The sequence below is a fragment of the Pseudomonas sp. PsB genome (assembly GCF_043658375.1).
Taxonomy (GTDB): Bacteria; Pseudomonadota; Gammaproteobacteria; order Pseudomonadales; family Pseudomonadaceae; genus Aquipseudomonas; species Aquipseudomonas putida_Z.
Map to the genome: position 1 here is coordinate 32590 of NZ_JBIGLU010000021.1, position 23971 is coordinate 56560.

The 23971-nt window shown below is 63.9% G+C and carries 18 protein-coding genes; 6 read left to right on the forward strand and 12 right to left on the reverse strand.

The window, feature by feature from the left end; translation table 11 throughout:
* Positions 1-84: 84 nt before the first annotated feature.
* The 8 genes from ACGLHT_RS21680 to ppsA all read right to left on the reverse strand — a co-directional run bounded on the left by ACGLHT_RS21680 (position 85) and on the right by ppsA (position 8421).
* Positions 85-1122, reverse strand: a complete 1038-nt coding sequence (locus ACGLHT_RS21680; protein ID WP_004376136.1) for an OmpA family protein — start codon at positions 1120-1122, stop codon at positions 85-87.
* A 111-nt stretch (positions 1123-1233) separates the two neighbouring features.
* Complete coding sequence (gene sigX, locus ACGLHT_RS21685; protein WP_003248665.1) at positions 1234-1800, reverse strand: RNA polymerase sigma factor SigX; 567 nt, start codon at positions 1798-1800, stop codon at positions 1234-1236.
* 112 nt (positions 1801-1912) lie between these two features.
* The gene (locus ACGLHT_RS21690) at positions 1913-2737 is read right to left on the reverse strand and encodes a mechanosensitive ion channel domain-containing protein (RefSeq protein ID WP_004376138.1); all 825 of its coding nucleotides are present in this window, start codon (positions 2735-2737) and stop codon (positions 1913-1915) included.
* A 2-nt stretch (positions 2738-2739) separates the two neighbouring features.
* Complete coding sequence (locus ACGLHT_RS21695; RefSeq protein ID WP_274120141.1) at positions 2740-3012, reverse strand: CrfX protein; 273 nt, start codon at positions 3010-3012, stop codon at positions 2740-2742.
* Positions 3013-3217: 205 nt separating this feature from the next.
* Positions 3218-4213: a zinc transporter ZntB gene (locus ACGLHT_RS21700; protein ID WP_063913854.1), complete on the reverse strand. Its 996-nt coding sequence runs from the start codon at positions 4211-4213 to the stop codon at positions 3218-3220.
* Positions 4214-4240: 27 nt separating this feature from the next.
* Positions 4241-4732 carry a ribonuclease E activity regulator RraA gene (rraA, locus tag ACGLHT_RS21705; RefSeq protein WP_021785500.1) on the reverse strand — a complete coding sequence of 164 codons (492 nt, stop codon included), beginning with the start codon at positions 4730-4732 and terminating at the stop codon, positions 4241-4243.
* Positions 4733-4950: 218 nt separating this feature from the next.
* Positions 4951-5943 (reverse strand): alpha/beta fold hydrolase, encoded by a 993-nt coding sequence (locus ACGLHT_RS21710; protein ID WP_249352816.1) that lies wholly within the window; start codon positions 5941-5943, stop codon positions 4951-4953.
* Between the two features lie 102 nt (positions 5944-6045).
* Complete coding sequence (gene ppsA, locus ACGLHT_RS21715) at positions 6046-8421, reverse strand: phosphoenolpyruvate synthase (RefSeq protein WP_075044190.1); 2376 nt, start codon at positions 8419-8421, stop codon at positions 6046-6048.
* 177 nt (positions 8422-8598) lie between these two features.
* Between ppsA and ACGLHT_RS21720 the strand changes: the two genes are divergently transcribed.
* Positions 8599-9417 carry a pyruvate, water dikinase regulatory protein gene (locus tag ACGLHT_RS21720; protein ID WP_009684026.1) on the forward strand — a complete coding sequence of 273 codons (819 nt, stop codon included), beginning with the start codon at positions 8599-8601 and terminating at the stop codon, positions 9415-9417.
* Between the two features lie 162 nt (positions 9418-9579).
* Here ACGLHT_RS21720 and ACGLHT_RS21725 read toward each other — a convergent pair whose 3' ends face one another.
* Positions 9580-14445: an NAD-glutamate dehydrogenase gene (locus tag ACGLHT_RS21725; RefSeq protein ID WP_274120140.1), complete on the reverse strand. Its 4866-nt coding sequence runs from the start codon at positions 14443-14445 to the stop codon at positions 9580-9582.
* Between the two features lie 274 nt (positions 14446-14719).
* On the opposite strand from ACGLHT_RS21725, the gene ACGLHT_RS21730 reads away from it, so the two are divergent.
* Positions 14720-15073: a hypothetical protein gene (locus ACGLHT_RS21730; RefSeq protein ID WP_137163323.1), complete on the forward strand. Its 354-nt coding sequence runs from the start codon at positions 14720-14722 to the stop codon at positions 15071-15073.
* A 164-nt stretch (positions 15074-15237) separates the two neighbouring features.
* On the opposite strand, the gene ACGLHT_RS21735 is transcribed toward ACGLHT_RS21730, so the two are convergent.
* Entirely contained in the window at positions 15238-16143 is a 906-nt protein-coding gene (locus ACGLHT_RS21735) for a LysR family transcriptional regulator (RefSeq protein ID WP_025338281.1), read from the reverse strand.
* Positions 16144-16267: 124 nt separating this feature from the next.
* Here ACGLHT_RS21735 and lysA point away from each other — a divergent pair, with 124 nt between their 5' ends.
* The 3 genes from lysA to ACGLHT_RS21750 all read left to right on the forward strand — a co-directional run bounded on the left by lysA (position 16268) and on the right by ACGLHT_RS21750 (position 18984).
* The gene (lysA, locus tag ACGLHT_RS21740; RefSeq protein ID WP_274120139.1) at positions 16268-17500 is read left to right on the forward strand and encodes a diaminopimelate decarboxylase; all 1233 of its coding nucleotides are present in this window, start codon (positions 16268-16270) and stop codon (positions 17498-17500) included.
* A gap of 244 nt (positions 17501-17744) precedes the next feature.
* The gene (locus ACGLHT_RS21745; protein ID WP_137163321.1) at positions 17745-18188 is read left to right on the forward strand and encodes an acetyltransferase; all 444 of its coding nucleotides are present in this window, start codon (positions 17745-17747) and stop codon (positions 18186-18188) included.
* 58 nt (positions 18189-18246) lie between these two features.
* Positions 18247-18984 carry a GntR family transcriptional regulator gene (locus ACGLHT_RS21750; protein ID WP_137163320.1) on the forward strand — a complete coding sequence of 246 codons (738 nt, stop codon included), beginning with the start codon at positions 18247-18249 and terminating at the stop codon, positions 18982-18984.
* A gap of 188 nt (positions 18985-19172) precedes the next feature.
* Here ACGLHT_RS21750 and ACGLHT_RS21755 read toward each other — a convergent pair whose 3' ends face one another.
* Positions 19173-22253, reverse strand: a complete 3081-nt coding sequence (locus ACGLHT_RS21755) for a MexW/MexI family multidrug efflux RND transporter permease subunit (protein WP_274120138.1) — start codon at positions 22251-22253, stop codon at positions 19173-19175.
* Entirely contained in the window at positions 22250-23347 is a 1098-nt protein-coding gene (locus ACGLHT_RS21760; RefSeq protein ID WP_274120137.1) for an efflux RND transporter periplasmic adaptor subunit, read from the reverse strand. The genes ACGLHT_RS21755 and ACGLHT_RS21760 overlap by 4 nt, the downstream gene beginning before the upstream one ends.
* Before the next feature lie 85 nt (positions 23348-23432).
* On the opposite strand from ACGLHT_RS21760, the gene soxR reads away from it, so the two are divergent.
* Entirely contained in the window at positions 23433-23888 is a 456-nt protein-coding gene (soxR, locus tag ACGLHT_RS21765; protein ID WP_016500816.1) for a redox-sensitive transcriptional activator SoxR, read from the forward strand.
* Positions 23889-23971 lie beyond the last annotated feature (83 nt).

A 23971-nucleotide genomic window follows, 5' to 3' on the forward strand; every position in this document is an offset into this window, starting at 1 on the left:
CATTGTGCAGGCTTTGAGACCGAATAAATCCCAGGCAAAGAAAAACCCGGCCGAGGCCGGGTTTTTCATGAAGCTTCAAACCAATTACTTGGCCTGGGCTTCTACCTGAGCTTCAACGCGACGGTTGACAGCGCGGCCTTCTTCGGTGGCGTTGTCGGCAACCGGACGGGTTTCGCCGTAGCCAACCGAGTCAACACGGCTGGATTCCACGCCGTACTGCTGGGTCAGGACCTGCTTGACAGCGTTGGCACGACGCTCGGACAGCTTCTGGTTGTAAGCGTCTGGGCCGACGGAGTCAGTGTGACCTTCCACGGTGGTGGTGGTCTGTGGGTACTGCTTCATGAAGTCAGCCAGGTTCTTGATGTCGCCGTAGCTGTTTGGCTTGACGACCGACTTGTCGAAGTCGAACTTGACGTCCAGCTCAACGCGAACGACTTCGGCAACAGCCGGGCAGCCATCAGCGTCAACGGTAACGTTGGCTGGGGTGTCTGGGCACTTGTCGACGTTGTCGCAAACGCCGTCGTTGTCGGAGTCGGAGCACACTTCGGCAACTGGAGCCGGAGCGACTTCAGCTTGCTTCGGGCTACCGCCGAAGTTCAGACCAACACCAACGGTCGGGCCCCACTCGGTGTTGCCGTTGTCGATGTTGTACATGGCTTCTACGCCAGCACGGGCGAAGAACATGTCGGTGATGTACCACTTGGCGCCAGCGCCAACGTTGGCGAAGGTGGAGTGGTCGCGGCCGCTACGAGTGGCCTGGCCCAGGCTCTCGTGAGCGAAACCGGCGGAAACGTACGGACGCAGAGCGTCGCCCACGGTACCGAAGTGGTAGGTAGCGTCGAGCTTGGCCTTGGAACCTTTGATGTCTTTGTTGAAGACTTCACCACGAGCGTTGTGGGTCTCGTTGTAGCCGAGGTCCAGGGAAACGTCGTCGGTCAGGAAGTAGCCCAGGCGAACACCAGGATTGGTGCCGTCGTTCTTGAAGTTACGTTCGCTGTCGTAGTACTGCTTGGTAACGTTGCCTTCGATTTCCACAGCGCCTTGGCCTTGAGCCAGAACGCCGAACGAAGTAGCAGCGACGAGCGAGCCAATGGCCAAGCCCAAGGTGTTTTTCAATTTCATCCGTTAAATCCCCATCTGGTGATAGTTAAGCAGTCCCACCACAAACAAGGGGGACAACTCGACGGCAAGTCTAGCAGAACTCGCCGGTTCGTTAGAGATATTTGCACGCCACTAAGTTTCATCGAGGCCGGCAAATTTCTCCCGAAGCTTGTCTAGCGCGCGCTTGTAGCGCATTTTTGTCGCGCTCAGGCCCATGTGCATGATGTCGGCAATTTCCTGAAATTCCAGCTCTGCGACAAAACGCAGCACCAGGATTTCCCGGTCAATCGGGTTCACATGCACCAGCCACTTGTCCAGCCCGCCTTTTTCTTCCGGCTTCGGAGCCTTGTCTTCGGACGCCTCTTCAACAGGGTCCAGACTCAAGGCATCCATCAACCGACGTTTACGGCGCTCCTTGCGGTACTGGGTAATGCATTCGTTGTAGGTGATGCTGTAGAGCCAGGTCTTGAACTTGGACTTACCCTCGAAGTTCTTCAGCCCGTACAGCACTTTCAACATGACTTCCTGACAGACATCGTCCGCGTCACGGTCGTTCCCCAGATAACGCGCACAGACGTTGAACAGGGTCCGTTGGTAGCGCCGCATGAGCTCTTCATAGGCGCGGGTAACGTGGTACAGCTCCTCATGCGAACGCGCCACCAACTCTTCGTCGGTGAGCTCGCGGGGGTCATAACGCATGGGCGGCGAATGAACTTTATTCAAAACGGATCTGGCCGACAGTCAGGTCAATGTCGCCGCGCGACCCCGTGGGTCGATTTTCGCGGCGGCATACATTAACAGCTTTGTGCGGTTAGCGGCTATTGACTCGCTGTTCAAGCAGCTCACGATTGGACAGCGATACCAGTTCACCATCATCGGTCAGCAGCGTCGTCTTGACCGTACCGATCTCCTCGATATGCCCTTCGACCTCGCCAATCCGCACCTGCTGGCCTACCTGGTACAGCTCGCGCACGTAGATGCCGGCCAGGATCTGCCCGGCGATTTCGCGGCTGCCCAGGCCCATTGCCAACGCAACGGCCAGACCAACGGTAATCAGCCCGATCACGATCACATGGTTCAGCAGGTCGGTTTTCACCTCCAGCTGGCTGATGGCCACCGAGATGCTGATGATGATCACCAGGCCCTGGGTGATACGCCCCAGGCCTGCCGAGTATTCCAGGCCGATGCCTTCGGCTGCGCCGCGTACCAGGCCGTTTGCCACCTGGGCCAGCAGCACGCCAGCCAGCAGCACCAGGGCTGCGCCGAACACCTTCGGCAGGTACAGGGCAAGCATGTCGAGGGTTGCCGAGACCCGCTCCAGGCCCAGCGACTCGGCGGCCGAGACCAGGAAGATGAGCAACACGAACCAGTAGACGATCTTTCCGATCAGGGTGGAGATGGGTACCTGGATGCCGACCCGGCCGAGCATCTTGGTCAGGCCGGTGCCGGCCATCAGGCGGTCCAGGCCGAACTTGGCCAGCAGTTTGGACAGCAGCGTGTCGAGCAGCTTGGCCACCACGAAACCGAGCAGCACCACGACCAGCGCGCCGAACAGGTTGGGGATAAAGTTCGCTACCTTGGTCCAAAGGGCAGTCATGGCGGTGACCAGGCTCTGGGTCCAGAGATCGAGTTCCATATTCAATCGGCCTTATCTGCTTTGCTGCCGTTGGCAGCGTTGCGGGAAGAGTGTCGACGCACCGGCGCAACATGCGCCGCGCCATTGTTCATGGCGATCAGCAGCGCCTGGCTCCAGCGGCCAAGCAGGCTGAACAGATCGCCCGCGCCAACCTGGCGGTTGGCGGTTTTCAGCACGCGACCCAGGCAAGCGGCGTCGTCCCGGTCGTCCCGGTCATTGCCGGAGGGTGACGCCTTGAGCAGGTCGCGCAGGGATTCTTCAAACGGATCGTGCATGGGCACCTCGCGCAGTGTCAGTCAGAGACGAGATGGCCGGTCGATGGGTCACACATCGCATTGGGACGAGTGTTTCAAAATGAATGCGCGTCGGCTTCTTCGCGGGCACGCCCGCTCCCACAGGGACACCACAGCCTTCAGGTACTGTGGGATCCCTGTGGGAGCGGGCGTGCCCGCGAAGAGGCCAGAGCAGGTCAATGAGCATCTATACCCACCGCAACCGCCGGAACAGCCACCACTGCCCCACCGCCAGCCCCAGCACGACGATGCAGGCAAACAGGAAGCCATAGGGGTTTTCCGCCCCCGGGATGCCGCCGACATTGATGCCCAGCAGCCCGGTGATGAAGCTCATGGGCAGGAAGATGCAGGTGATGATGCCGAAGCGGTACATGGTGCGGTTCATGCGCTCGCTGCGCCGGCGATCCTGGCTTTCCAGCACCAGGGCGGCCCGCTCGCGGGTCAGTTCCAGCTCTTCGAGGTAGCGGATAAGGCTGTTGTTCAGCTCGTTCCAGTAATCGGCGTCGGCATCGACGAACCAGCTCCATTTGCTACGCGACAGCTGGGCGTAGATCTCTCGCTGCGGAGCCAGGAAACGCCGCAGACCGGCGGCACGCCGGCGAATCTGCTGCAGGCAGCCATTCTCTGGAGTGTACCGTTCGTCGGATTCGACCTTTTCTTCTTCCAGGTCGACCAGTTCGGACAAGTCGCTGACCAGGCCCTGGACCTTTTCGGTCAGCAGTTCGCCCATCAGCAGCAACAGCTCCGACGCCGATTTCGGGCCCCTGCCCTCTTCGAGCTGCTGAAGAATCTCGTCACTGGCGCGCAACGGCCGCAGGCGCAGCGAGATAACCCGCTGCGCCTCGGCGAAGATGCGCACCGAGACCATGTCTTCAGGCTCTGCACCCGGGTTGAGGTTGACCCCACGCAGGAACAGCAACAACTGTTCATCGGCCATGGGCAGCAGGCGCGGCCGGGTGTTTTCTTCCAGCAGCAGCTCGCAGGCGAATGCGCTCAGGCCGCTGTCGTGCAGCAGCCAGGTGCGGGTTTGCGGATGGCTGCGGTCCCAGTGCAGCCACAGGCTCTGCTCGGGTTGCAGCTGCAGGTCGTCCAGCTCGGTACGGGCAATCGAGCGCGCGCCGCCTTTGCCATCGAGCACCAGGGCGTGTACCAGCCCCCACTGCGCGTTGTCTTCCTCGAACATCAAAGCTCCATCAGCGCGGGCGGCGCATTACTCCGGCATTTTCAGCGGGCTTGGCGAGACCAGCACGCCGTTGTTGTCGGCATACACGTACTCGCCCGGGCGGAAGGTCACCCCGGCGAAGGTCACTGCCACGTTGAGGTCGCCGATGCCGCGCTTGTCGGTCTTCATCGGGTGACTGGCCAGGGCCTGCACGCCGACGTCGGTCTGGATCAGCACGTCGACGTCACGCACGCAGCCGTAGATGACCAGGCCTTCCCAACCGTTCTTGGCAGCCTTCTCGGCGAGCATGTCGCCGAGCAGTGCGCGGCGCAGCGAGCCACCACCATCGACGACCAGGACCTTGCCCTTGCCATCGAGTTCGACCTGCTCCTTGACCAGCGAGTTGTCTTCGAAGCACTTGATGGTGACGATCTGGCCGCCGAACGAATCGCGGCCGCCGAAATTGCTGAACATCGGTTCCAGCACCTGCACCAGGTCCGGGTAGGCATCACACAGGTCGGGCGTAACGTAATGCTGCATGGGAAGCTCCTGTCAGTCACAACGAAAGCGGGTATCGGCCAAGGCTACACCGTAGAGCCCATTGCAGTCATCCGGGACCAAGCAGTCAGTTGTGTTTTGCCTGTACCGGCCCTTTCGCGGGCACGCCCGCTCCCACAGGGACCACACAGGGGCTGAATGCTGTGAGGTCCCTGTGGGAGCGGGCGTGCCCGCGAAAGGGCCAGCACAGGCGCAACCCATCAACCGACAGGCACAGGCTCCGCCACCACCGTGGATTCATGCACCGGCACCAGCGGATCCCGCAGCCAACGCTCCACCAGCGGCCACACCTGCACCTGCGCGGCCTTGCTCACCAGCATGTCGACATGCCCGAAAGCCTCGAAGCCTTCCTCGAGCCCCAGTCGCAGAAACTGCTTGCGCTCACCGCCCAATTGCTCGAACAGCTTGCGGCAGGCCCACACCGGGTCCTGGAAGTCCCCCGCACCAGCCACGGCCAGCAGCGGCACATCCACCTTGGCCAGCCCCGCCCACCAGTCGCTCTGTTTGTCGCCAAAGCGCCCGAACAGGCCATGCCAGCGCATGCTCTCCAGGGCCAGGCCGATCGGCTCATCCTCCGGCCCACGCTTGAAACGCGGCCCGGAAATCTGCCCCCAGCGCTTGAGCAGCAGCTTCGCCCCCCAGGCCAGCGGCGGCACCTTCAACGGCCAGTACACGCGGCTGATCTGGGTACCGAACAGCGCAACGCTGGCCACCTGCTCGGCAGGCAGAAAACCACCGCCCAGCGCTGCCGCCAGGGTCGTCCCACCCAGGGAATGGCCGACCCAGTGCGGCGCCTGGCCCGATTGCTCGCGCACGAACGCGGCAATCAGCGGCAGGTCATCGCGGGCATAGGCGGCAACGCTGTTGTGCTTCCAGTCATGGTTACGCGGCGACAGGCCGTGGCCGCGCATTTCCGGGATCCACACATCGAAGCCGGCGCGGGCGAGATAGGCCCCCAGGCCAACTCCTTTGGGCGAGTACCAGAAGCGGCGGTTGGAGAAGCTGCCATGCAGGAGAATGACCGGCACGCCCTGGGCCTGGCCCTGATCGGCCAGCCCCAGGCGGGTGACAGCCAGCTCGACGCTGGGGTCAGGGCTGTTGCCGGCCTTGATCCGGTACACGTCTTCGCTGAGGTCGCCGCGGCGTTCGGCACTGAGCAGGGCCACGGGGAATAGAGTGCTGCTGCTTTGCATAAGGTTGCTTGGTGCACAAAAAAGGGCGGGATCCATTGCTGGAGCTCGCCCTGGAAAAAACCAGGCGGGGGTACGCCAGACGTACCCCCGCGTTTTACTGCATCAGACCGCGCCCTGCCCTTCGGCCAGGTAGAACCAGGTTTCGAGTACCGAGTCCGGGTTCAGCGACACGCTGTCGATGCCTTGTTCCATCAGCCACTTGGCCAGGTCCGGGTGGTCCGACGGGCCCTGGCCGCAGATGCCGATGTACTTGCCAGCCTTGTTGCACGCGGCAATGGCGTTGGCCAGCAGCTTCTTCACCGCAGGGTTACGCTCGTCGAACAGGTGGGCGATGATGCCCGAGTCACGGTCCAGGCCCAGGGTCAGCTGGGTCAGGTCGTTGGAGCCGATCGAGAAGCCGTCGAAGTATTCCAGGAACTCTTCGGCGAGGATGGCGTTGGACGGCAGTTCGCACATCATGATCACGCGCAGGCCGTTTTCGCCGCGGGCCAGGCCGTTTTCGGCAAGCAGGTCGACGACCTGGCTGGCTTCACCCAGGGTGCGTACGAACGGCACCATGATCTCGACGTTGGTCAGGCCCATCTCGTTGCGCACGCGCTTGAGCGCACGGCACTCGAGCTCGAAGCAGTCACGGAACGATTCGCTGATGTAACGCGAAGCACCACGGAAGCCCAGCATCGGGTTTTCTTCTTCCGGCTCGTACAGCTTGCCGCCGATCAGGTTGGCATACTCGTTGGACTTGAAGTCCGACAGGCGCACGATGACCTTTTTCGGGTAGAAGGCCGCAGCCAGGGTGCTGATGCCTTCGACCAGCTTCTCGACATAGAAGCCGACCGGGTCGTTGTAGCCAGCGATGCGCTTGTCGACGCTGTCCTTCAGGTCGGCCGGCAGGCCTGCGTAGTTCAGCAGTGCCTTGGGGTGCACGCCGATCATGCGGTTGATGATGAACTCCAGGCGCGCCAGGCCGACACCGGCGTTGGGCAGCTGGGCGAAATCGAAGGCACGGTCCGGGTTGCCGACGTTCATCATGATCTTGAACGGCAGGTCAGGCATGGCGTCGACCGAGTTCTGCTTGACGTCGAAGCCCAGCTCGCCCTCGAAGATGAAGCCGGTATCGCCTTCGGCACAGGATACGGTCACACCCTGGCCGTCTTTCAGCACCTGGGTGGCGTTGCCGCAACCGACCACGGCCGGAATGCCCAGCTCACGGGCGATGATCGCCGCGTGGCAGGTACGCCCGCCACGGTTGGTGACGATGGCGCTGGCGCGCTTCATCACCGGTTCCCAGTCCGGGTCGGTCATGTCGGAGACCAGCACGTCGCCCGGCTGGACCTTGTCCATTTCCGATACGTCGTTGATCACGCGGACCTTGCCGGCGCCGATGCGCTGGCCAATGGCGCGGCCTTCGACCAGAACGGTGCCCTTCTCTTTGAGCAGGTAGCGTTCCATGACGTTGGCGCTGGAGCGGCTCTTCACCGTCTCGGGGCGCGCCTGGACGATGTACAGCTTGCCGTCGTCACCGTCCTTGGCCCATTCGATGTCCATCGGGCGCTGGTAGTGCTTCTCGATGATCATGGCCTGCTTGGCCAGTTCGCTGACCTCGGCATCGGTCAGGCAGAAGCGCGCGCGCTCGGCGCGGTCCACTTCGACGGTCTTGACCGAACGGCCGGCCTTGGCTTCTTCGCCGTAGACCATCTTGATCGCCTTGCTGCCCAGGTTGCGGCGCAGGATGGCCGGGCGGCCGGCCTCCAGGGTTTGTTTGTGCACGTAGAATTCGTCAGGGTTGACCGCACCCTGCACCACGGTTTCGCCCAGGCCGTAGGCGCCGGTGATGAACACCACGTCGCGGAAGCCCGACTCGGTGTCGAGGGTGAACATGACGCCGGCGGTGCCGGTTTCGGAGCGGACCATGCGCTGCACGCCGGCGGACAGGGCTACCAGCTTGTGGTCGAAGCCCTGGTGCACGCGGTAGGCGATGGCACGGTCGTTGAACAGCGAGGCGAACACTTCCTTGGCCGCGCGGATCACGTTGTCGACGCCGCGGATGTTGAGGAAGGTTTCCTGCTGACCGGCGAACGAGGCGTCCGGCAGGTCTTCGGCGGTGGCCGAGGAGCGCACGGCAACTGCCATGTTGTCGTTGCCGGCAGCCATTTCGGCGAAGGCCGTACGGATTTCCGAATCCAGGCGGGCCGGGAAGTCGGCTTCCATGACCCACTGGCGAATCTGCGCGCCGGTCTTGGTCAGGGCGTTGATGTCATCCACGTCGAGTGCGTCGAGCGCGGCGTGGATACGGTCGTTGAGACCACTCTGTTCGAGAAAATCGCGGTACGCCTGCGCCGTAGTGGCAAAGCCGCCCGGCACCGATACACCAGCACCTGCGAGGTTGCTGATCATCTCGCCCAGGGATGCGTTCTTGCCCCCCACATGCTCCACATCATGGACGCCGAGCTTATCGAGGGAAACTACGTACTCTACCAAGGTGATCTCTCCACTAACTGTATTGGAAAAGCTCAAGGGCGCCCGCCTGCCTTCGTTGACTTGGCCGGACGCTTGTGGCCTGTACCTGGAAAATAAGTGAGAATGCCGACAGCCGCATTCGGCAAACCGAACTTATCATATCCAAGAAACGTCATCAGCTTAAGGCCCAGATCGCAAATGAAACGAACCGCGTTCTTCATCTCCGACGGCACCGGCATCACTGCCGAAACCCTGGGCCAGAGTCTGCTCGCTCAATTCGAGAGCATTCCGTTCAATAAATTCACCCGTCCCTACATCGATTCGCCGGAAAAGGCGCGGACCATGGTCCAGCAGATCAACGCCGCGGCCGAGCGCGATGGTGTACGCCCGATCATCTTCGACACCATCGTCAATCAGGACATCCGTGAGATCCTGGCTACCTCGAATGGCTTCATGATCGACATCTTTTCTTCGTTTTTGTCCCCGCTTGAACAAGAATTGACTGCCCATTCGTCGTATTCCGTCGGCAAGTCGCACTCCATTGGCGGCAACTCCAACTACATGGAACGCATCGAGGCGGTGAATTTCGCCCTGGACAACGACGATGGCGCGCGCACCCATTACTACGACAAGGCCGACCTGATCCTGGTAGGCGTATCGCGCTGCGGCAAGACCCCCACCTGCCTGTACATGGCCATGCAGTTCGGCATCCGCGCCGCCAACTACCCGCTGACCGAGGACGACATGGAGCGCCTGCAGCTGCCGGCGGTGCTGAAAAAGCACCACAACAAGCTGTTCGGCCTGACCATCGACCCCGACCGCCTCACTGCCATCCGCCACGAGCGCAAGCCCAACAGCCGCTACTCCAGCTTTGCCCAGTGCGAGTTCGAAGTGCGCGAGGTGGAAAGCCTGTTCCGCCGGGAGAACATTCCCAACATCAATTCCACGCATTTTTCGGTGGAAGAGATTTCGGCGAAGATTCTGGTCGAGAAAGGGGTGGAGCGCAGGTTCAAGTAAGCCTGTACCGGCCTCTTCGCGGGTAAACCCGCTCCCACGGGGACCTCACTGCCCTCAAGCCTTGTGATGCTCCTGTGGGAGCGGGTTCACCCGCGAAAGGGCCAGCACAGGAATAAAAAAGCCCCGGCATCACTGCCGGGGCTTTTCATTTCAGCTCATGGCTCAGGACGGCACCACCGCCGCCTGCCCGCTCATGGCCAGGTCGACCAGCTCGCGGTTGGCCACCGCGTACATCGCATAGTCGGTACCGGTGGCATTGCGCAGGTCATCCAGCATGGCGCGCCAGCGCTCCACCATCACCCGGTGCTGCTCGGCCCACAGCGCCACGCGGGCGTCCATGTCTTCCGGTGCATCGGCCATCTGCAGTACCGAGATGGTGATCGCCCGCTGCTGCAGGTCGATGTCGTCGCGGAACGCCTCGCGGGCCAGCGCCTGCCAGTTGTTCTCCACCGGCAGGTTGCTGATTTCCTGCAGGTACCAGGTCAGGTCCAGCGCGCTGCCCACGGCGAAGAACGCCTTGGCCACCTGCGCCGGGTCATGGCCGGTAACATCCGAAGCCTCGATGATCGGCAACAGGGTGTACAGGTGGGTAGTGCCAGCCACCATGCGCGCCAGCAACTCCGGCACACCGGCCTCGACGAAGCCCTGGTAGCGCACCATCCAGCGCTCGCGGGTCGGGCCTTCGAGCAACTCGTCGAGCTTGAGCCCCAGTTGCGCGATCTTCGGCCCGAAGTGCGCGGTGTCGCGCCCGGCGTCCTGCTCGTTGCGGCGGCTGCGCAGGAACCAGCGGGTGGCACGGCGGCCCAGGCGCATCAGCTCGTCCATCAGGGTCAGCTGGATTTCCGCCGGCACCTGGTAGTCCAGTGCCTCGATCTGGCGGAACCAGTGCGGCAGATGGAAGATGTCGCGCACGATCACATAGGCCCCGGCCACGTTGGCCGGGCTCATGCCGGTCGACTCCTTCAGGCGCTGGACGAAGGTGATGCCCATGTTGTTGACCAGGTCGTTGGCGATCTGGGTGCTGACGATTTCGCGCTTCAGGCGGTGGCGGCGCATGGACTCGGCAAATTTGCTGACCAGCGACGGCGGGAAGGCGGTTTCCATGTCGCGGGTCAGGTAGTCGTCGTCCGGCACCAGCGACTTGAGCAGCTGTTCCTTGAGGTCGATCTTGCTGTACGAGATCAGCACCGACAGCTCGGCGCGGGTCAGGCCCTGGCCGGCGGCCAGGCGCTCGGCCAGCTGCTCTTCGGACGGCAGGAACTCGATGGCGCGGTCCAGCTTGCCTCGGGCCTCCAGGTCGGCCATCAGGCGTTTGTACTCGGCAATCCGCTCGCGGGCGCGGCGGGCCGCCAGCGACAACGCCTGGGTCTGCTTGTAGTTGTTGCCCAGCACCAGGCCGGCCACTTCGTCGGTCATGCTGCCCAGCAGCTGGTTGCGCTGCTTCTCGGTCATGTCGCCACCCTGCACCACTTCGTTGAGCAGGATCTTGATGTTGACCTCGTGGTCGGAGCAGTCCACGCCGCCGGCGTTGTCGATGAAGTCGGTGTTGGTGGCGCCGCCATGCAGGCCGAACTCGACGCGGCCAAGCTGGGTCATGCCCAGGTTGCCGCCCTCGCCCACCACCTTGCAGCGCAGTTCGTTGCCATTGACCCGCAGCGCGTCGTTGGCCTTGTCACCGACGTCGGCGTGGCTCTCGGTGCTGGCCTTGACGTAGGTACCGATGCCACCGTTCCACAGCAGGTCTACCGGTGCCTTGAGCAGCGCATTGAGCAGCTCGGTCGGGGTCAGGCGGTCGGCTTCGATGGCGAAGCGCTCTTTCATCTGCGGGCTGATGGCGATGCTCTTGGCACTGCGCGGGAAGATCCCGCCGCCTTCGGACATGATGCTGGTGTCGTAGTCGCTCCAGGCCGAGCGCGGCAGGTCGAACAGGCGCTTGCGTTCGGCAAAGCTTGCGGCTGGCTCCGGGTTCGGGTCGATGAAGATGTGCAGGTGGTTGAACGCCGCCACCAGTTGCAGCTTGTCGGACATCAGCAGGCCGTTGCCGAACACGTCGCCGGCCATGTCGCCGACGCCAATGACGGTGATCGGGTCTTCCTGCACATTGATGCCGCGCTCGCGGAAGTGGCGCTGCACGCCCACCCAGGCGCCGCGCGCGGTAATGCCCATCTTCTTGTGGTCGTAACCGGCCGAGCCGCCCGAGGCGAAGGCGTCGCCCAGCCAGAAGCCGTAGTCGATGGCGATGCCGTTGGCGATGTCCGAGAAGGTCGCGGTGCCCTTGTCGGCCGCCACCACCAGGTACGGGTCGTCATCGTCATGGCGCACCACGTTGGCCGGCGGTACCACGCCACCGTCCTTGAGGTTGTCGGTGATGTCGAGCAGGCCGGAAATGAAGATGCGGTAGCACGCCACGCCTTCGGCGGCGATCTCGTCACGGCTGCCGCCCAGCGGCAGGCGGCGCGGCAGGAAGCCGCCCTTGGCACCGACCGGCACGATGACCGAGTTCTTCACCTGCTGGGCTTTCACCAGGCCCAGCACCTCGGTGCGGAAGTCTTCCTCACGGTCGGACCAGCGCAGGCCGCCGCGGGCGACGTTGCCAAAGCGCAGGTGCACGCCCTCGACCCGTGACGAGTAGACGAAGATCTCGAACTTGGGCACTGGTTTAGGCAGTTCGGGGATCAGCTTGGGGTTGAACTTGAAGCTGAAGTACGACTTGTTGTGGCCGTTGGCGTCCGGCTGGTAGAAGTTGGTGCGCAGGGTGGCCTTGATCAGGTCCAGATAGCGACGCAGGATGCGGTCTTCGTTGAGCACCTGCACGTCGTCCAGCGCGGTCAGGATGGCTTGTTCCAGGCGCAGTTGCTTGTCATCCAGGTCTTCCTGGGTGAGCTTGCGCGCCAGGTAGAAGCGGGTCTTGAACAACCGGGTCAGCTCGCGGGCGATGTCGGTGTGGTTGTTCAGGGTGCTGGCGATGTAGCCCAGGTCGAAGCCCAGGCGAATCTGCTTCAGGTAACGGGCGTAGGCGCGCAGCAGCGCCACGTCGCGCCATGGCAGGCCGGCGGTCAGCACCAGGCGGTTGAAGGCGTCGTTCTCGGCATCGCCGCGCACGATGTGGATGAAGGCGTCCTGCAGGGTGTCGTTGAGCTGCTGGATGTCCAGGCTCAGGCCTTCGCTGTAGGTGAAGGCGAAGTCGTGGATCCAGTAGCCGCGGCCACTGGCATGGCGCAGGCGGTACGGGAACTCGCCGAGCACGCGCAGGCCAAGGTTCTCCAGGATCGGCAGCACGTCGGACAGCGCCAGCGGCGTGTCGGCGTGGTACAGCTTGCAGTGCAGGGTGCGCTCGCCGACCTGGGTCAGCGGCTGGTAGAAGCTCATCGCCAGCGGCTTGCTTTCCGACAGGTTCAGCACGTGCTGCAGGTCGACCACCGCCGAGTGCGCGGCGAAGCGCTCGCGGTAGCCAGCCGGGAAACCTTTGGGGAAGTCGGCGAGGATGTTGGTGCCCTGGGCTTCGCCGAAGTTCTCGATCACCAGCGCCGAGTAGTCGTCATGCCACGAGCGGCAGGCCTGGATCACTTCGCGTTCCAGCTGCTGCGGGTCGATGTCGATGCGGTTTTTCGGGTCTACCCGCAGAATCAGCTGCACACGGGCAAGCACCGACTCGGAGAAGAAGGTCCAGAACTCGCAGTCGCTGGCCTTCAGGCGTTCCATCAGCACCTGCTGGATCTTCTGCCGCACTTCGGTGGAGTAGATTTCCCGCGGTACATAGGCCAGGCAGTAGCAGAAGCGGCCGTACGGGTCCTTGCGCAGGAACACGCGGATCTTGTTGCGCTCCTGGATCTGCACGATCGACATGACGGTGCTGAACAGCTCGTCGACCGGGGTCTGGAACAGGTCGTCGCGCGGCAGCACTTCCAGCACCTGGGCCAGTTCCTTGCCCAGGTGGGCCTTGGGATCGAAGCCCGAGCGGCGCTCGACTTCGGTGACCTTCTGGCGGATATAAGGGATGGCATGCACGCTTTCACCGTACACCGACGAGGTGTACAGGCCCATGAAGCGGTGTTCCTTGATCACCTTGCCATCGGCGTCCAGCTGGCGGATCGACACGTAGTCCGGGTAGGCCGGGCGGTGTACGCGGCTTGGCAGCGCGGCCTTGGCGAACGACAGCAGCAACGGTTCGTTGAGGTAGGCCACGGCATAGTCTTCGATGCGCAGCTCGTCGCTCGTCAGGCCCACGCGCAGGCGGCGCGGCAGGCCGAGGAACGACTGCTCGTCGTAGACCATCTGGCCGCCATCGGCGTCGCCCTTGACGGTGAATTCTTCATAGCCCAGGAAGGTGAAGTGGTTGTCCAGCAGCCACTCGAGAAAAGCCTTCACCTCGCCCTTTTCGTGCTGCGCCGGGCCAAAGGCGGTCTGCTCCACCTCCGCCACCACTTCACGCAGCTTGGCCTTCATCGGTTCAAAGTCGGCAACCACCACCCGCACCTCGGCCAGCACCTGCTCGATCTCGCGGGCCAGGACCGTCAGCTCGGCGGCGTTGGCGCAACGGTCGATCTCCAGGTACATCAGCGACTCATGGCGTACGCCCTCGCCCTGGGTACCCTTGGGCAGCAGTTCAAGCAGCTCGCCCTTGGCGCCGCGGCGCACGCTGAGCACGGTGGTCTGCAAGGTGTGGATGCTGTAGCCGCGGCGGTTGAGCTCGGTGCGTACCGAGTCGACCAGGAACGGCAGGTCGTGGTGCAACACTTCGACCACGCTGTGGGTCGATTGCCAGCCATTGCGTTCGTAATCGGGGTTGTACACCCGTACTTGCGGGTATTCGGGGTCGAAACGCTCGATGATGCGCCAGGCTGACAGGGTGCAGCCGGCCAGGTCGGAAAGCCTGCGTTGGGTGAGTTCGTCCAGAGAGATGATGCCGAAGAACTGCTCGGCGAACAGCGCGACTTGTGGCAGGGACTGTTCGCTGATGTGCTGCGCCAGGGCCGCTTGCAGTTGATGCTGGAAGTCGGCTTTGCTGGCTGCGGTGAAGAACGCCATCTGTGGTACTCCGCTTGGGCTTTGTAATAATTGAAGCGTCGCTGCGTGCGCCGTGTACGGATCAACGATAGCCAACCCGTGGCAAGGCGGACGGTAAAACCAGGCGTTGAACGTGCGCAGGCACGCCCAGGGCTCGCCGAAGCTTAACGACTGATCGGTCATCAAGGCTTGCAGCGCTGCGACAATTTCGGTCAAGGGGGGGTAACTTTACGTTTATGCCTGTCGGCAAGACTGTCAGAATTCCCTTCCGTTTCCTTTGATCCGAGCCTTGTCCATGCAAATCAATACTGCCCTGCTGTTCGCCACCCCTTGCGATGACGAGGAAGACAACATGGCGACCCTGTGCTGCCACAGCGACAAGGGTCAGATGTTCCTGCTGACCCGCTACCCGGACGAAGACACCGTCGACCTGACCCTGGATGACGAGCCGTCGACGCTGGATGGCCTGAAAGTGACCCTGAGCCCCAAGCGCCTGCTGATCGAAGTAGCGGCCGGCGACCGGGATGCGCTGAAGGGGGATGAAGTGCTGGAGATCAACCTGACCAGCGAGTTGAGTGACATGGATGAAGTGAAGGAAACCCTGGAGAACATCCTGGCCGGGACCGGCACCTTTGTCTGCGAACTCTGAGCCATACAGCAATCCAAACGCTTGCGCGATCCCTGTAGGAGCGGCCTTGTGTCGCGATGGGCCGCAACGCGGCCCCAGCAATGTATGCCGTGACGCCGAGATTCTGGGGCCGCTTTGCGGCCCATCGCGACACAAGGCCGCTCCTACAAAGGCCGCGCCAGGCTTCAGATCAGTGCCGCTTGCATCTCTTGGGCCTGTTGCCGCAACGCCTGGCAAAACGGCTCCACCGCCGCCGACGCCGGCCGGTGGTCCGGCCTGATCAGCATCACCTGGTACGGCACCGACACCCGCAACCGCCGAATCGGCAACCCGCCCTGCGCCGCCTCCAGCCCGCTCAGCGGGTTGATGATCGCCACCCCCAGGCCCTGCCTGACCATGGCGCACACCGAGGCCGCACTGGTGGTCTCGATGACCGTGCGGCGATTCACCCCTGCCGCGCGAAAGTGCTGGTCCAGGCGCTGCCGGTAGGTGTCCAGGCTGGCCAGGTTGATGAAGTCGACCTCGTGGAAATCGCTCAGCTCCAGCTCGGCCCTGGCCTGCAACGGGTGCCCGTCGGGCAGCACGCACACCATGTTGGCGCTGAACAGCAATTCGCCGTAGGCGCCACGCGGTATCTGTTCTACCTCGGTCAGGCCCAGGTCATGCTGCTGGGCAACCAGCGACTCCTCCAGCAACGGCGATTCCTGCGCCAGGATACTCACGCTCACGCCCCGGTGCTGCTGGTGAAAACGCTGGCAAGCCTTGGGCAGCAAGGTCTGGGAAAACAGCGGCAGGCAGGTAATGGCCAGCCGGCCCTGCTCGAAATTGCGGATGGCCTGGGCAAAGCGGTCGATGCGCTCCAGCCCTACGTAGGCCCGTTCAACCTCCTCGATCAACAGCAGCGCCTGGGCCGTCGCCACCAGGCGGCCACCTTCGCGCTCGAACAGGTTCAGCCCGGTTACCTGCTCCAGCCGCGCCAGCTCACGGCTGACGGTGGGCTGCGAGGTAAACAGCAGGCGCGCCGCACCGGTGACGCTGCCAGCGGCCATGATAGCGCGGAACACTTCGATATGGCGGACGGACAGTTTCACGGGCAACACCTGGCAAGTCGGCAATGGTCATATCAGATATGAATGGCTGACAGAAAAATAGCTATTTTTCTGAATTCCTGCTTTGGCTCATCCTCGTGGCCTTCCTTATATGAGTAGCGCCGCCATGACTGCACCCTTCACTCTTCTGGCCGAGGCTGTCCGCCAGCACGGCTCGCCGCTGTGGGCCTACGACGCCGGCACCATCGCCGAGCGTGTCGAACAGCTGAAGGTGTTCGACACCGTGCGCTTCGCCCAGAAGGCCAACCCCAACCTGCATGTGCTGCGCCTGATGCGCGCCCACGGCCTGGTGCTGGACGCAGTGTCGCTGGGCGAAATGGAACGGGCCTTTGCCGCGGGCGCCAGCGTGGATGGCGACCCTGCCGGCGTGGTGCTGACCTGCGACGCGCTGGACCGGCCGACCCTGGAGCGGGTGGTGGCCTCGAAGATCGAAGTCAACGCCGGTTCCATCGACATGCTGCGCCAACTGGGTGAACGCTCGCCCGGCCACCGCGTGTGGATCCGCATCAACCCCGGCTTCGGCCATGGCCACAGCCGCAAGACCAACACCGGCGGTGAGAACAGCAAGCACGGCATCTGGCACGAAGAGCTGGGTGAAGCGCTGGCCTGCGTGAAAACCCATGGCCTGCACCTGGTAGGGGTGCACATGCACATCGGCTCGGGGGTGGACTACCAGCATCTGGAGCAAGTGGCGCGCTCGATGATCGAGCTGATCGGCCGCCTGGGCGTGGACATCGAGGCGTTCTCCATTGGCGGCGGCCTTTCCACCCCGTACCGCAGCAGCGACACACCGGTCGACCTGCAACGCTACGCCCGGACCTGGGCCGTGGCCCGCAAGGAGATCGAAGCGATGCTGGGCCACCCCGTGCGCATGGAGATCGAGCCAGGGCGCTTCCTGGTGGCGGAATCGGGCTACCTGGTGGCCGAGGTACGCGCCGTGAAGCAGGTGGGCCGCAACACCTTCGTCATGATCGACGCCGGTTTCAACGACCTGATGCGTCCGGCGATGTACGGGGCCTACCACCGCATGACCCTGCTCGACGCCGACGGCCAGCCGGTTGACCGCCCACGGCAGCCGACCGTGGTGGCCGGGCCGCTGTGCGAGTCGGGTGATGTGTTTACCCAGGATGACCAGGAACTGACCCCGCACGACCTGCCCCAGGCGCAGGTGGGTGACCTGCTGGTGATCCACGACGCCGGGGCCTATGGCGCGTCGATGTCGTCGAACTACAACAGCCGGCCGTTGCTGCCGGAGTTCCTGATCGAGGATGGAGCGCTACGGATGATTCGCCGCAGGCAGACGGTGCAAGACCTGCTGGGCCTGGAGGCAGGCTTCTAACTATCGGTGTGGATTGCAGTCGAGCCCATCGATGGCACGGGCTTCGCCCATGTTCGCGGGTAAACCCGCTCCCACAGGTACGGCGCCGGGCTCGAGGGCAGTGCCGTACTTGTGGGAGCGGGTTTACCCGCGAAAGGGCCGGCCCGGGCAACACATCAGCTGATGCCCTGCCCCACCGTCCATTGCCCCGCCCCACACAATCCGGGTACCCTTTTTTCCTCCCGGCCTCCCCAGGCATGACTCCATGATCATTCGCCAAAGCATCGCTGCAGACCACCCGCAACTGCTCGATATCTGGCTGCGCGCCGTGCGCGCCACGCACCACTTTCTGCAAGCGTCCGACATCGACGCGCTGCTGCCGCAATTGCGCGACGTGTACCTCCTGGCCGTCGAGCTCTGGGTCGCGGTTGACACCGAAGACCGCCCGCTGGGCTTCATCGGCTTCAATGGCAACCACGTGGAAATGCTCTTCGTCGCCCCCGAGCGCCATGGCAAGGGCATAGGCCGCGCGCTGCTGGACTTCGGCCGCCAGAAGCACAGCGTGATGAGCGTCGATGTCAACGAGCAGAACCCGCAGGCGGTTGGGTTCTACCGGCACTATGGTTTCATCCAGACCGGCCGTTCACCGCTGGATGGCGAAGGCCGGCCATTCCCCTTGCTGCATATGAGCCTGTCCGCACAGGCTTGATTTCCGGGGCCGCATTGCGCCCCGCCGCTGTTACAAATTCGCGAGACAGACCAAAGGTATGAACCCGACGCGCTATACCACCGTGGCAAAGGACTTGATGGAAGGCATCGCCAGTGGCCGCTACCCTGTGGGCAGCCTGCTGCCGACCGAGTTCGAGCTGTGCGACCTGTACGATGTGAGCCGACACACTGTGCGCGCGGCGATCAACCAGTTGCTCAACCAAGGGCTGGTATCGCGGCGCAAGCGCGTGGGCACCCGGGTGGAGGCCAGCAGCCCGCGCGGTGGCTACTCGCAGTCACTGGCCAGCGTGGCGGACCTGGCGCACCTGGCGGAAACCCAGCAACGGGAAATCCAGGACGTGCGCCACTTCGTCGCCGACCTGAGCGAGGCGGCGCGGCTGGGGCTGGTTCCGGGCGAGCACTACTTCTGCGTGTCGAGCATCCGTGTCGACCGCGTGCACAACGCCGCGCCGCTGTGCTGGACCGATGTGTACGCGCAGCGCGACTATGCCGAGGTCATCGAGTTGGCCCGCGAACACCCCGACCAGCTGATTGCGGGGCTGATCGAGCAGCACTATGGCCGGGCGATCGCGGTGGTCGACCAGCAGGTGCGGGCAGTGTTGCTGAGCGCGGAAATGGCCCGGGTGCTGAAGGCCGAGGCAGGCGCGCCGGGGCTGAAGATCATTCGCCATTACCGCGAGGAAAACGGCGACCTGATGGCGGTGTCCGAGACGGTGCACCCGGATGATCGCTTTACCCTGGTTACCCAGATGCGCCGGGATCGGTCGCCTGGCTGATCAAACCAGCGCCATGTTCGATATCCCAAAACTTGCGCGATCCCTGTAGGAGCGGCCTTGTGTCGCGATAGGGCTGCGCAGCAGCCCCAGGATTTCCGCGCAGGTGCACAAATTGCCGGGGCTGCTGCGCAGCCCTATCGCGACACAAGGCCGCTCCTACAAGGATCGCGCATGTGGCCAGGTTTACCTCACACGCCCAACACCCGCTCAGCCTCCGCCAACTGCTGCCCCCGCACCGTGGTCACCCGATGATCGCGCGCCAGCAAGGCATAGATCGTCGGCAGCACAAACAGGGTAAACAAGGTCCCCACCAGCATCCCGCACACGATCACCACCCCCAGGCCAAAGCGGCTGTTGGCCCCGGCGCCGCTGGCAAACAGCAGCGGCAGCACGCCGAAGGTCATCGCCGCCGTGGTCATCAGCACCGGCCGCAGGCGTATCTGCGCGGCGCGGACGATGGCGGCGGCACGGTCGAGGTTGTCACGCACCTGGATCTCGTTGGCGAACTCCACCATCAGGATGCCGTGCTTGCTGATCAGCCCGATCAGGGTCACCAGGCCGATCTGCGTGTAGATATTCAGCGTGGCCCAGCCCAGCGCCAGCGGCAGCAACGCACCGCAGATCGACAACGGCACGGTCACCAGGATGATCAGCGGGTCCACCAGGCTTTCGTACTGCGCGGCCAGCACCAGGTAGATCACCACCAGGGCGGCGAGAAACGCCCACATCAGGGCAAAGCCCTCCTGCACGTACTGGCGCGACTCCGATTGCCAATCATGACTGAAGCCAGGTGGCAGTTCGGCGGCAAGCTGTTCGAGAAATGCCACGGCATTCCCCATCGACACACCGGGCGCCGGGATCGCCTGCAGGGTACTGGCGTTCTGCTGGTCGAACTGCAGCAAGCGGTTGGGCGCCACTTCGATGTCCAGGTGCACCACCGTGGCCAGCGGCACCAGGCTGCCGTTTTCGGCGCGCACGTACTGGCGGTTCAGCGCCGCCGGCGTCAGGCGCTGGTCCTGGATGCTTTGCGGGATCACGTCGTAGGAGCGCCCGAACAGGGCGAAGCGGTTGAGGTACTGTTCGCCCACCAGCACGCCCAGCGACTCGCCGATGGCCTGCATGCTGATGCCCAGGCTGGCCGCCTTGGCGCGGTCGATGCGCACCTTGACCACCGGGTTGTTGTAGTCGAGGTCGCTGTCCACGACGCTGAACAGGCCGCTGTCGCGGGCACGCTGCTTGATCACCTCCATGGTCTGGTACAGCTCGGGGTAATCCTGTGCGCTGCGCAACACCATCTGCACCGGCAAACCACCGCTGGAGCCCGGCAGCGAGGCCACCTGAAAGGCGAAGATGCTGCTGCCTTCAATGTCCGCCACGGCCTGCTGCAACTGCGCCTGCACCTGCGCGGCGGAACGCTCGCGGGCCTGCCAGGCGCTGAGGTTGATGCCGCCGAAACTGGCGGCCGGGCCGTCGGTGCCGTTGATGATCCAGGTGTCGGTGGTTTCGGCGAGGGACTTCATCACCTGGTCCAGCTTCAGGGCAAAGCGCTCCACATAATCCAGGCTGGCATGCTGCGGCGACTTGATGGCCGTCAGCACCGCCGCCTGGTCCTCTGGCGGGGCCAGTTCGCGCTGCGGCAGCAGGTACAGCCAAGGCAGGCTCAGGCACACCAGAAGCGCCACACCACCACTGATCCAGCGATGCGACAGGGTGTAGGCAAGTACTCGCCCATAGGCCCCGGTCAGCATGCCGAACAGGCGGTCGGCCATGTTGGCCATGGCGCCATGCTGCTGGCCGGGTTGCAACAACAGCGAGCTCATCACCGGCGACAGGGTAAGCGCGACGATGCCGGAAACGATCACCGCCCCCGCCAGGGTCAGGGCAAACTCACGGAACAGCGTGCCGGTCAGCCCGCCCATCAAGCCGATCGGCGCGTATACGGCGGCCAGGGTCAGGGTCATGGCGATCACCGGCCCGGCGATCTCCCGCGCCCCGGCCAGCGCCGCGGCAACCGGCGACTTGCCCTCTTCGATATGGCGGTGCACGTTCTCCACCACCACGATGGCATCGTCCACCACCAGGCCGATGGCCAGCACCATCGCCAGCAAGGTCAGCAGGTTCAGGCTGAAGCCGAACAGCAGCATCAGGCCCGCCGCACCAAGCATCGACAGCGGGATGGCCACCACCGCGATCACCACGCTGCGCAGCGAACCCAGGCACAGCCAGATGACCAGCACCACGATCAGCATGGCCTCCACCAGGGTGCGCAGCACCTCGTCGATCGAGGCATCGATGAAACGTGCGGTCTCATAGGCCAGCGCCACCTCCACCCCGGGTGGCAGGGTCTGACGGATCTGCGGCAGCAGCTGGCGAATACCCTCGACGATCACCAGCGGGTTGCCGGTCGGGGTGGGGAACAGCCCCAGGTGCACGGCGGGCTTGCCGTCCATGGTGGCGCTGGTCTGGGTGGCCGCCGCGCTCAGCTCGACGGTGCCGACATCACGCAGGCGCACTAGGTCGGTGCCATCGTTGCGGATGATCAGCTCGCGGAAGTCCTCGACCCGGGTCAGGTCGGTGTCCACCTGGATATCGGCCAGCACGTACTGCCCACGCACCTGCCCCGGCGTCGCCTGGTAGTTGTTGGCACGCACCGCCTGCGCCACGTCGGCGGCCGTCACCCCGCGCCCGGCCATCTGTTCGTTGTCCAGCCACAGGCGCATGGCCAGGCGCTGCCCGCCGAACGACTGCACCTTGGCCACACCGTCGATGCCGGAGAACTGCGGTTCCACCACCCGCGACAGGTAATCGCTCAGTTCGGGTATCGACAAGGTTTCGCTGGCAAAGCCCACGTAGGCCACCGCCGTGGAGTCACCTGCCGACAGCTCCACCACCGGGTCGTAGGCCTTTTCCGGCAGGCGATAGCGCACCTGGTTGACCTTGGCCATGGTCTCGGCAAGCGCCTGGGTCGAATCGCGGTTGAGCACCATGCGCAAGGTGATCAGGCTGCGCCCCTGCTGCGACGACGAGGACAGGTAGTCGATGCCTTCGACCGACGACACCGCCTGGGTGATCGGCTGGGTCACGAAGCCTTGCATCAGCTCGGCAGAGGCGCCCGGGTACTCGGTGCTGATGGTGATGGTGGAAGTTTCCAGCAGCGGGTACTGGCGGATCGGCAGCTTGCCCATGGCAAACAGCCCCAGCAGGATGATCAGGCTGCTGACCACCAGCGCCAGCACCGGGCGGCGGACAAAAAGGTCGGTGAACTTCACGATTGCCGCCCTCCCTGGCTGGCCTGCAGGCTGTCTTGCGCCACTGGCTCGACCGGCATGCCGTCGCTCAGTTTCAACTGGCCGGAAACCACCACCTGGTCACCGGGCGCCAGGCCTGAGGTGATCTCCACCCGCCCCTGCCAGCGCTCACCGGTAGTCACCCGCACGCGGCTGACCCGGGTGCCCTGTTCCGGGTCCCGGGTAGCGACGAACACCGTCTGCCCGTAGGCGGTGTAGGTGATCGCGGTTTCCGGCACGGCCAGCACGCTTGACGGCTGCGCGGCATCCAGGCGCACGCCGGCGTACATGCCCGGCTGCAACTGCCCGCCCGGGTTCGGCAAGGCCGCCTGCACCTGCACCAGGCGCGCCTTGCTCACCACCGGGTCCACCGCGACCACCCGGGCCTGGAAGTCCTGCCCGCGCACCGCATCCACCGTCAGCGCCAGCAGTTGCCCCACGTGCACTTCGGGGGCGGCTTGTTCGCCCAGGGAAAAATTGACATGCAGCTGGCTGATGTCGGCCAGGCTGGCGATGGTCTCACCGGCGCTCAGGTACTGGCCCTGATGCACCCGGCGAATGCCGAGCTTGCCGGCAAACGGCGCGCGTATTGCCTTCTGCGCGATCAGCGCCTCGACATGCTGCAGTTCACCGCTGGCCACGTCCACGGCGGTGGCCGCATTGTCGAGCAGCTCCTGTGACACAGCGTTCACCGCGCGCAGCTTGCGGCTGCGCTGCAGCACCACTTCGGCATTGCGCAGCCTGGCGCGCAACTGCACGCGCTGGGCCTGCTCCGGGGCATCGTTCAGCTGTACCAGCAATTGCCCTGCACTCACCCATTGCCCCGACTCGAAGGCGATGCGGGTGATGCGCCCCGCCGTCTCGGCCGCCACCTGTACCTGGTTGACCGCCTCCAGCTCCCCCGAGGCAAAGTTCTGTCGTGCCAGCTGCACCTGCTCGGCCGTGGCCAGCGCCACCTTGGTCGCCGGCCATGCCGCCGCAGCCGGCGGCGCCGAGCCACTGCCGACCAATGCATAGGCAGCGGCCAGCACACCTGCAACAGCGCCAGCCCAGGCCAGTAACGTCCTTTTGTTCATGCAGTGCTCCGATCATCAGGGAAAGCGGTTGCGGGGAAGATCGGGCAGGACTATAAGAGCTCGAGTTAACTTGAGGTCAACAGGCATGGCAGCGGACAACACACGGATGCTAACGGTAGGGGAAGTGGCCAAACGCAGCGGCGTGGCGGTTTCTGCGCTGCACTTCTACGAGACCAAGGGGCTGATCGCCAGCGTCCGTACGGCGGGTAACCAGCGCCGCTATCCTTCACTGGTGCTGCGCACGCTGGCCATCATCAAGGTGGCGCAGCGCACGGGTATTCCGCTTGAGGAGATCAAGCAGGCCTTCAGCCGCTATGCGCCCAACAGCAAGCTCACGGCAGCGCAATGGGGCGAGATGTCGACCGCCTGGCGCGAAGACCTGAACGCCCGCATTCGTACTCTGGAAGCGTTGCGCGACAGCCTGGACAACTGCATTGGTTGCGGTTGCCTGTCGCTGGAAGATTGCCCGCTGCGCAACCCCGAGGATGTGCTGGGCAAGGAAGGTACCGGGGCGCGGATTCTGGAGAAAAAGGCCCGATAGCCCGTCACCGGGTTTATCCACACATCGCGTACCCTGTAGGAGCGGCCTTGTGTCGCGAAAGGGCTGCAGAGCAGCCCCAGCAA

Coding starts and splice junctions, on each gene's coding strand:
- ACGLHT_RS21680 (WP_004376136.1), bottom strand. CDS start 1,122: ATGAAATTGAAAAACACCTTGGGCTTGGCCATTGGCTCGCTCGTCGCT.
- sigX (WP_003248665.1), bottom strand. CDS start 1,800: ATGCGTTATGACCCCCGCGAGCTCACCGACGAAGAGTTGGTGGCGCGT.
- ACGLHT_RS21690 (WP_004376138.1), bottom strand. CDS start 2,737: ATGGAACTCGATCTCTGGACCCAGAGCCTGGTCACCGCCATGACTGCC.
- ACGLHT_RS21695 (WP_274120141.1), bottom strand. CDS start 3,012: ATGCACGATCCGTTTGAAGAATCCCTGCGCGACCTGCTCAAGGCGTCA.
- ACGLHT_RS21700 (WP_063913854.1), bottom strand. CDS start 4,213: ATGTTCGAGGAAGACAACGCGCAGTGGGGGCTGGTACACGCCCTGGTG.
- rraA (WP_021785500.1), bottom strand. CDS start 4,732: ATGCAGCATTACGTTACGCCCGACCTGTGTGATGCCTACCCGGACCTG.
- ACGLHT_RS21710 (WP_249352816.1), bottom strand. CDS start 5,943: ATGCAAAGCAGCAGCACTCTATTCCCCGTGGCCCTGCTCAGTGCCGAA.
- ACGLHT_RS21720 (WP_009684026.1), top strand. CDS start 8,599: ATGAAACGAACCGCGTTCTTCATCTCCGACGGCACCGGCATCACTGCC.
- ACGLHT_RS21725 (WP_274120140.1), bottom strand. CDS start 14,445: ATGGCGTTCTTCACCGCAGCCAGCAAAGCCGACTTCCAGCATCAACTG.
- ACGLHT_RS21730 (WP_137163323.1), top strand. CDS start 14,720: ATGCAAATCAATACTGCCCTGCTGTTCGCCACCCCTTGCGATGACGAG.
- lysA (WP_274120139.1), top strand. CDS start 16,268: ATGACTGCACCCTTCACTCTTCTGGCCGAGGCTGTCCGCCAGCACGGC.
- ACGLHT_RS21745 (WP_137163321.1), top strand. CDS start 17,745: ATGATCATTCGCCAAAGCATCGCTGCAGACCACCCGCAACTGCTCGAT.
- ACGLHT_RS21750 (WP_137163320.1), top strand. CDS start 18,247: ATGAACCCGACGCGCTATACCACCGTGGCAAAGGACTTGATGGAAGGC.
- ACGLHT_RS21760 (WP_274120137.1), bottom strand. CDS start 23,347: ATGAACAAAAGGACGTTACTGGCCTGGGCTGGCGCTGTTGCAGGTGTG.
- soxR (WP_016500816.1), top strand. CDS start 23,433: ATGGCAGCGGACAACACACGGATGCTAACGGTAGGGGAAGTGGCCAAA.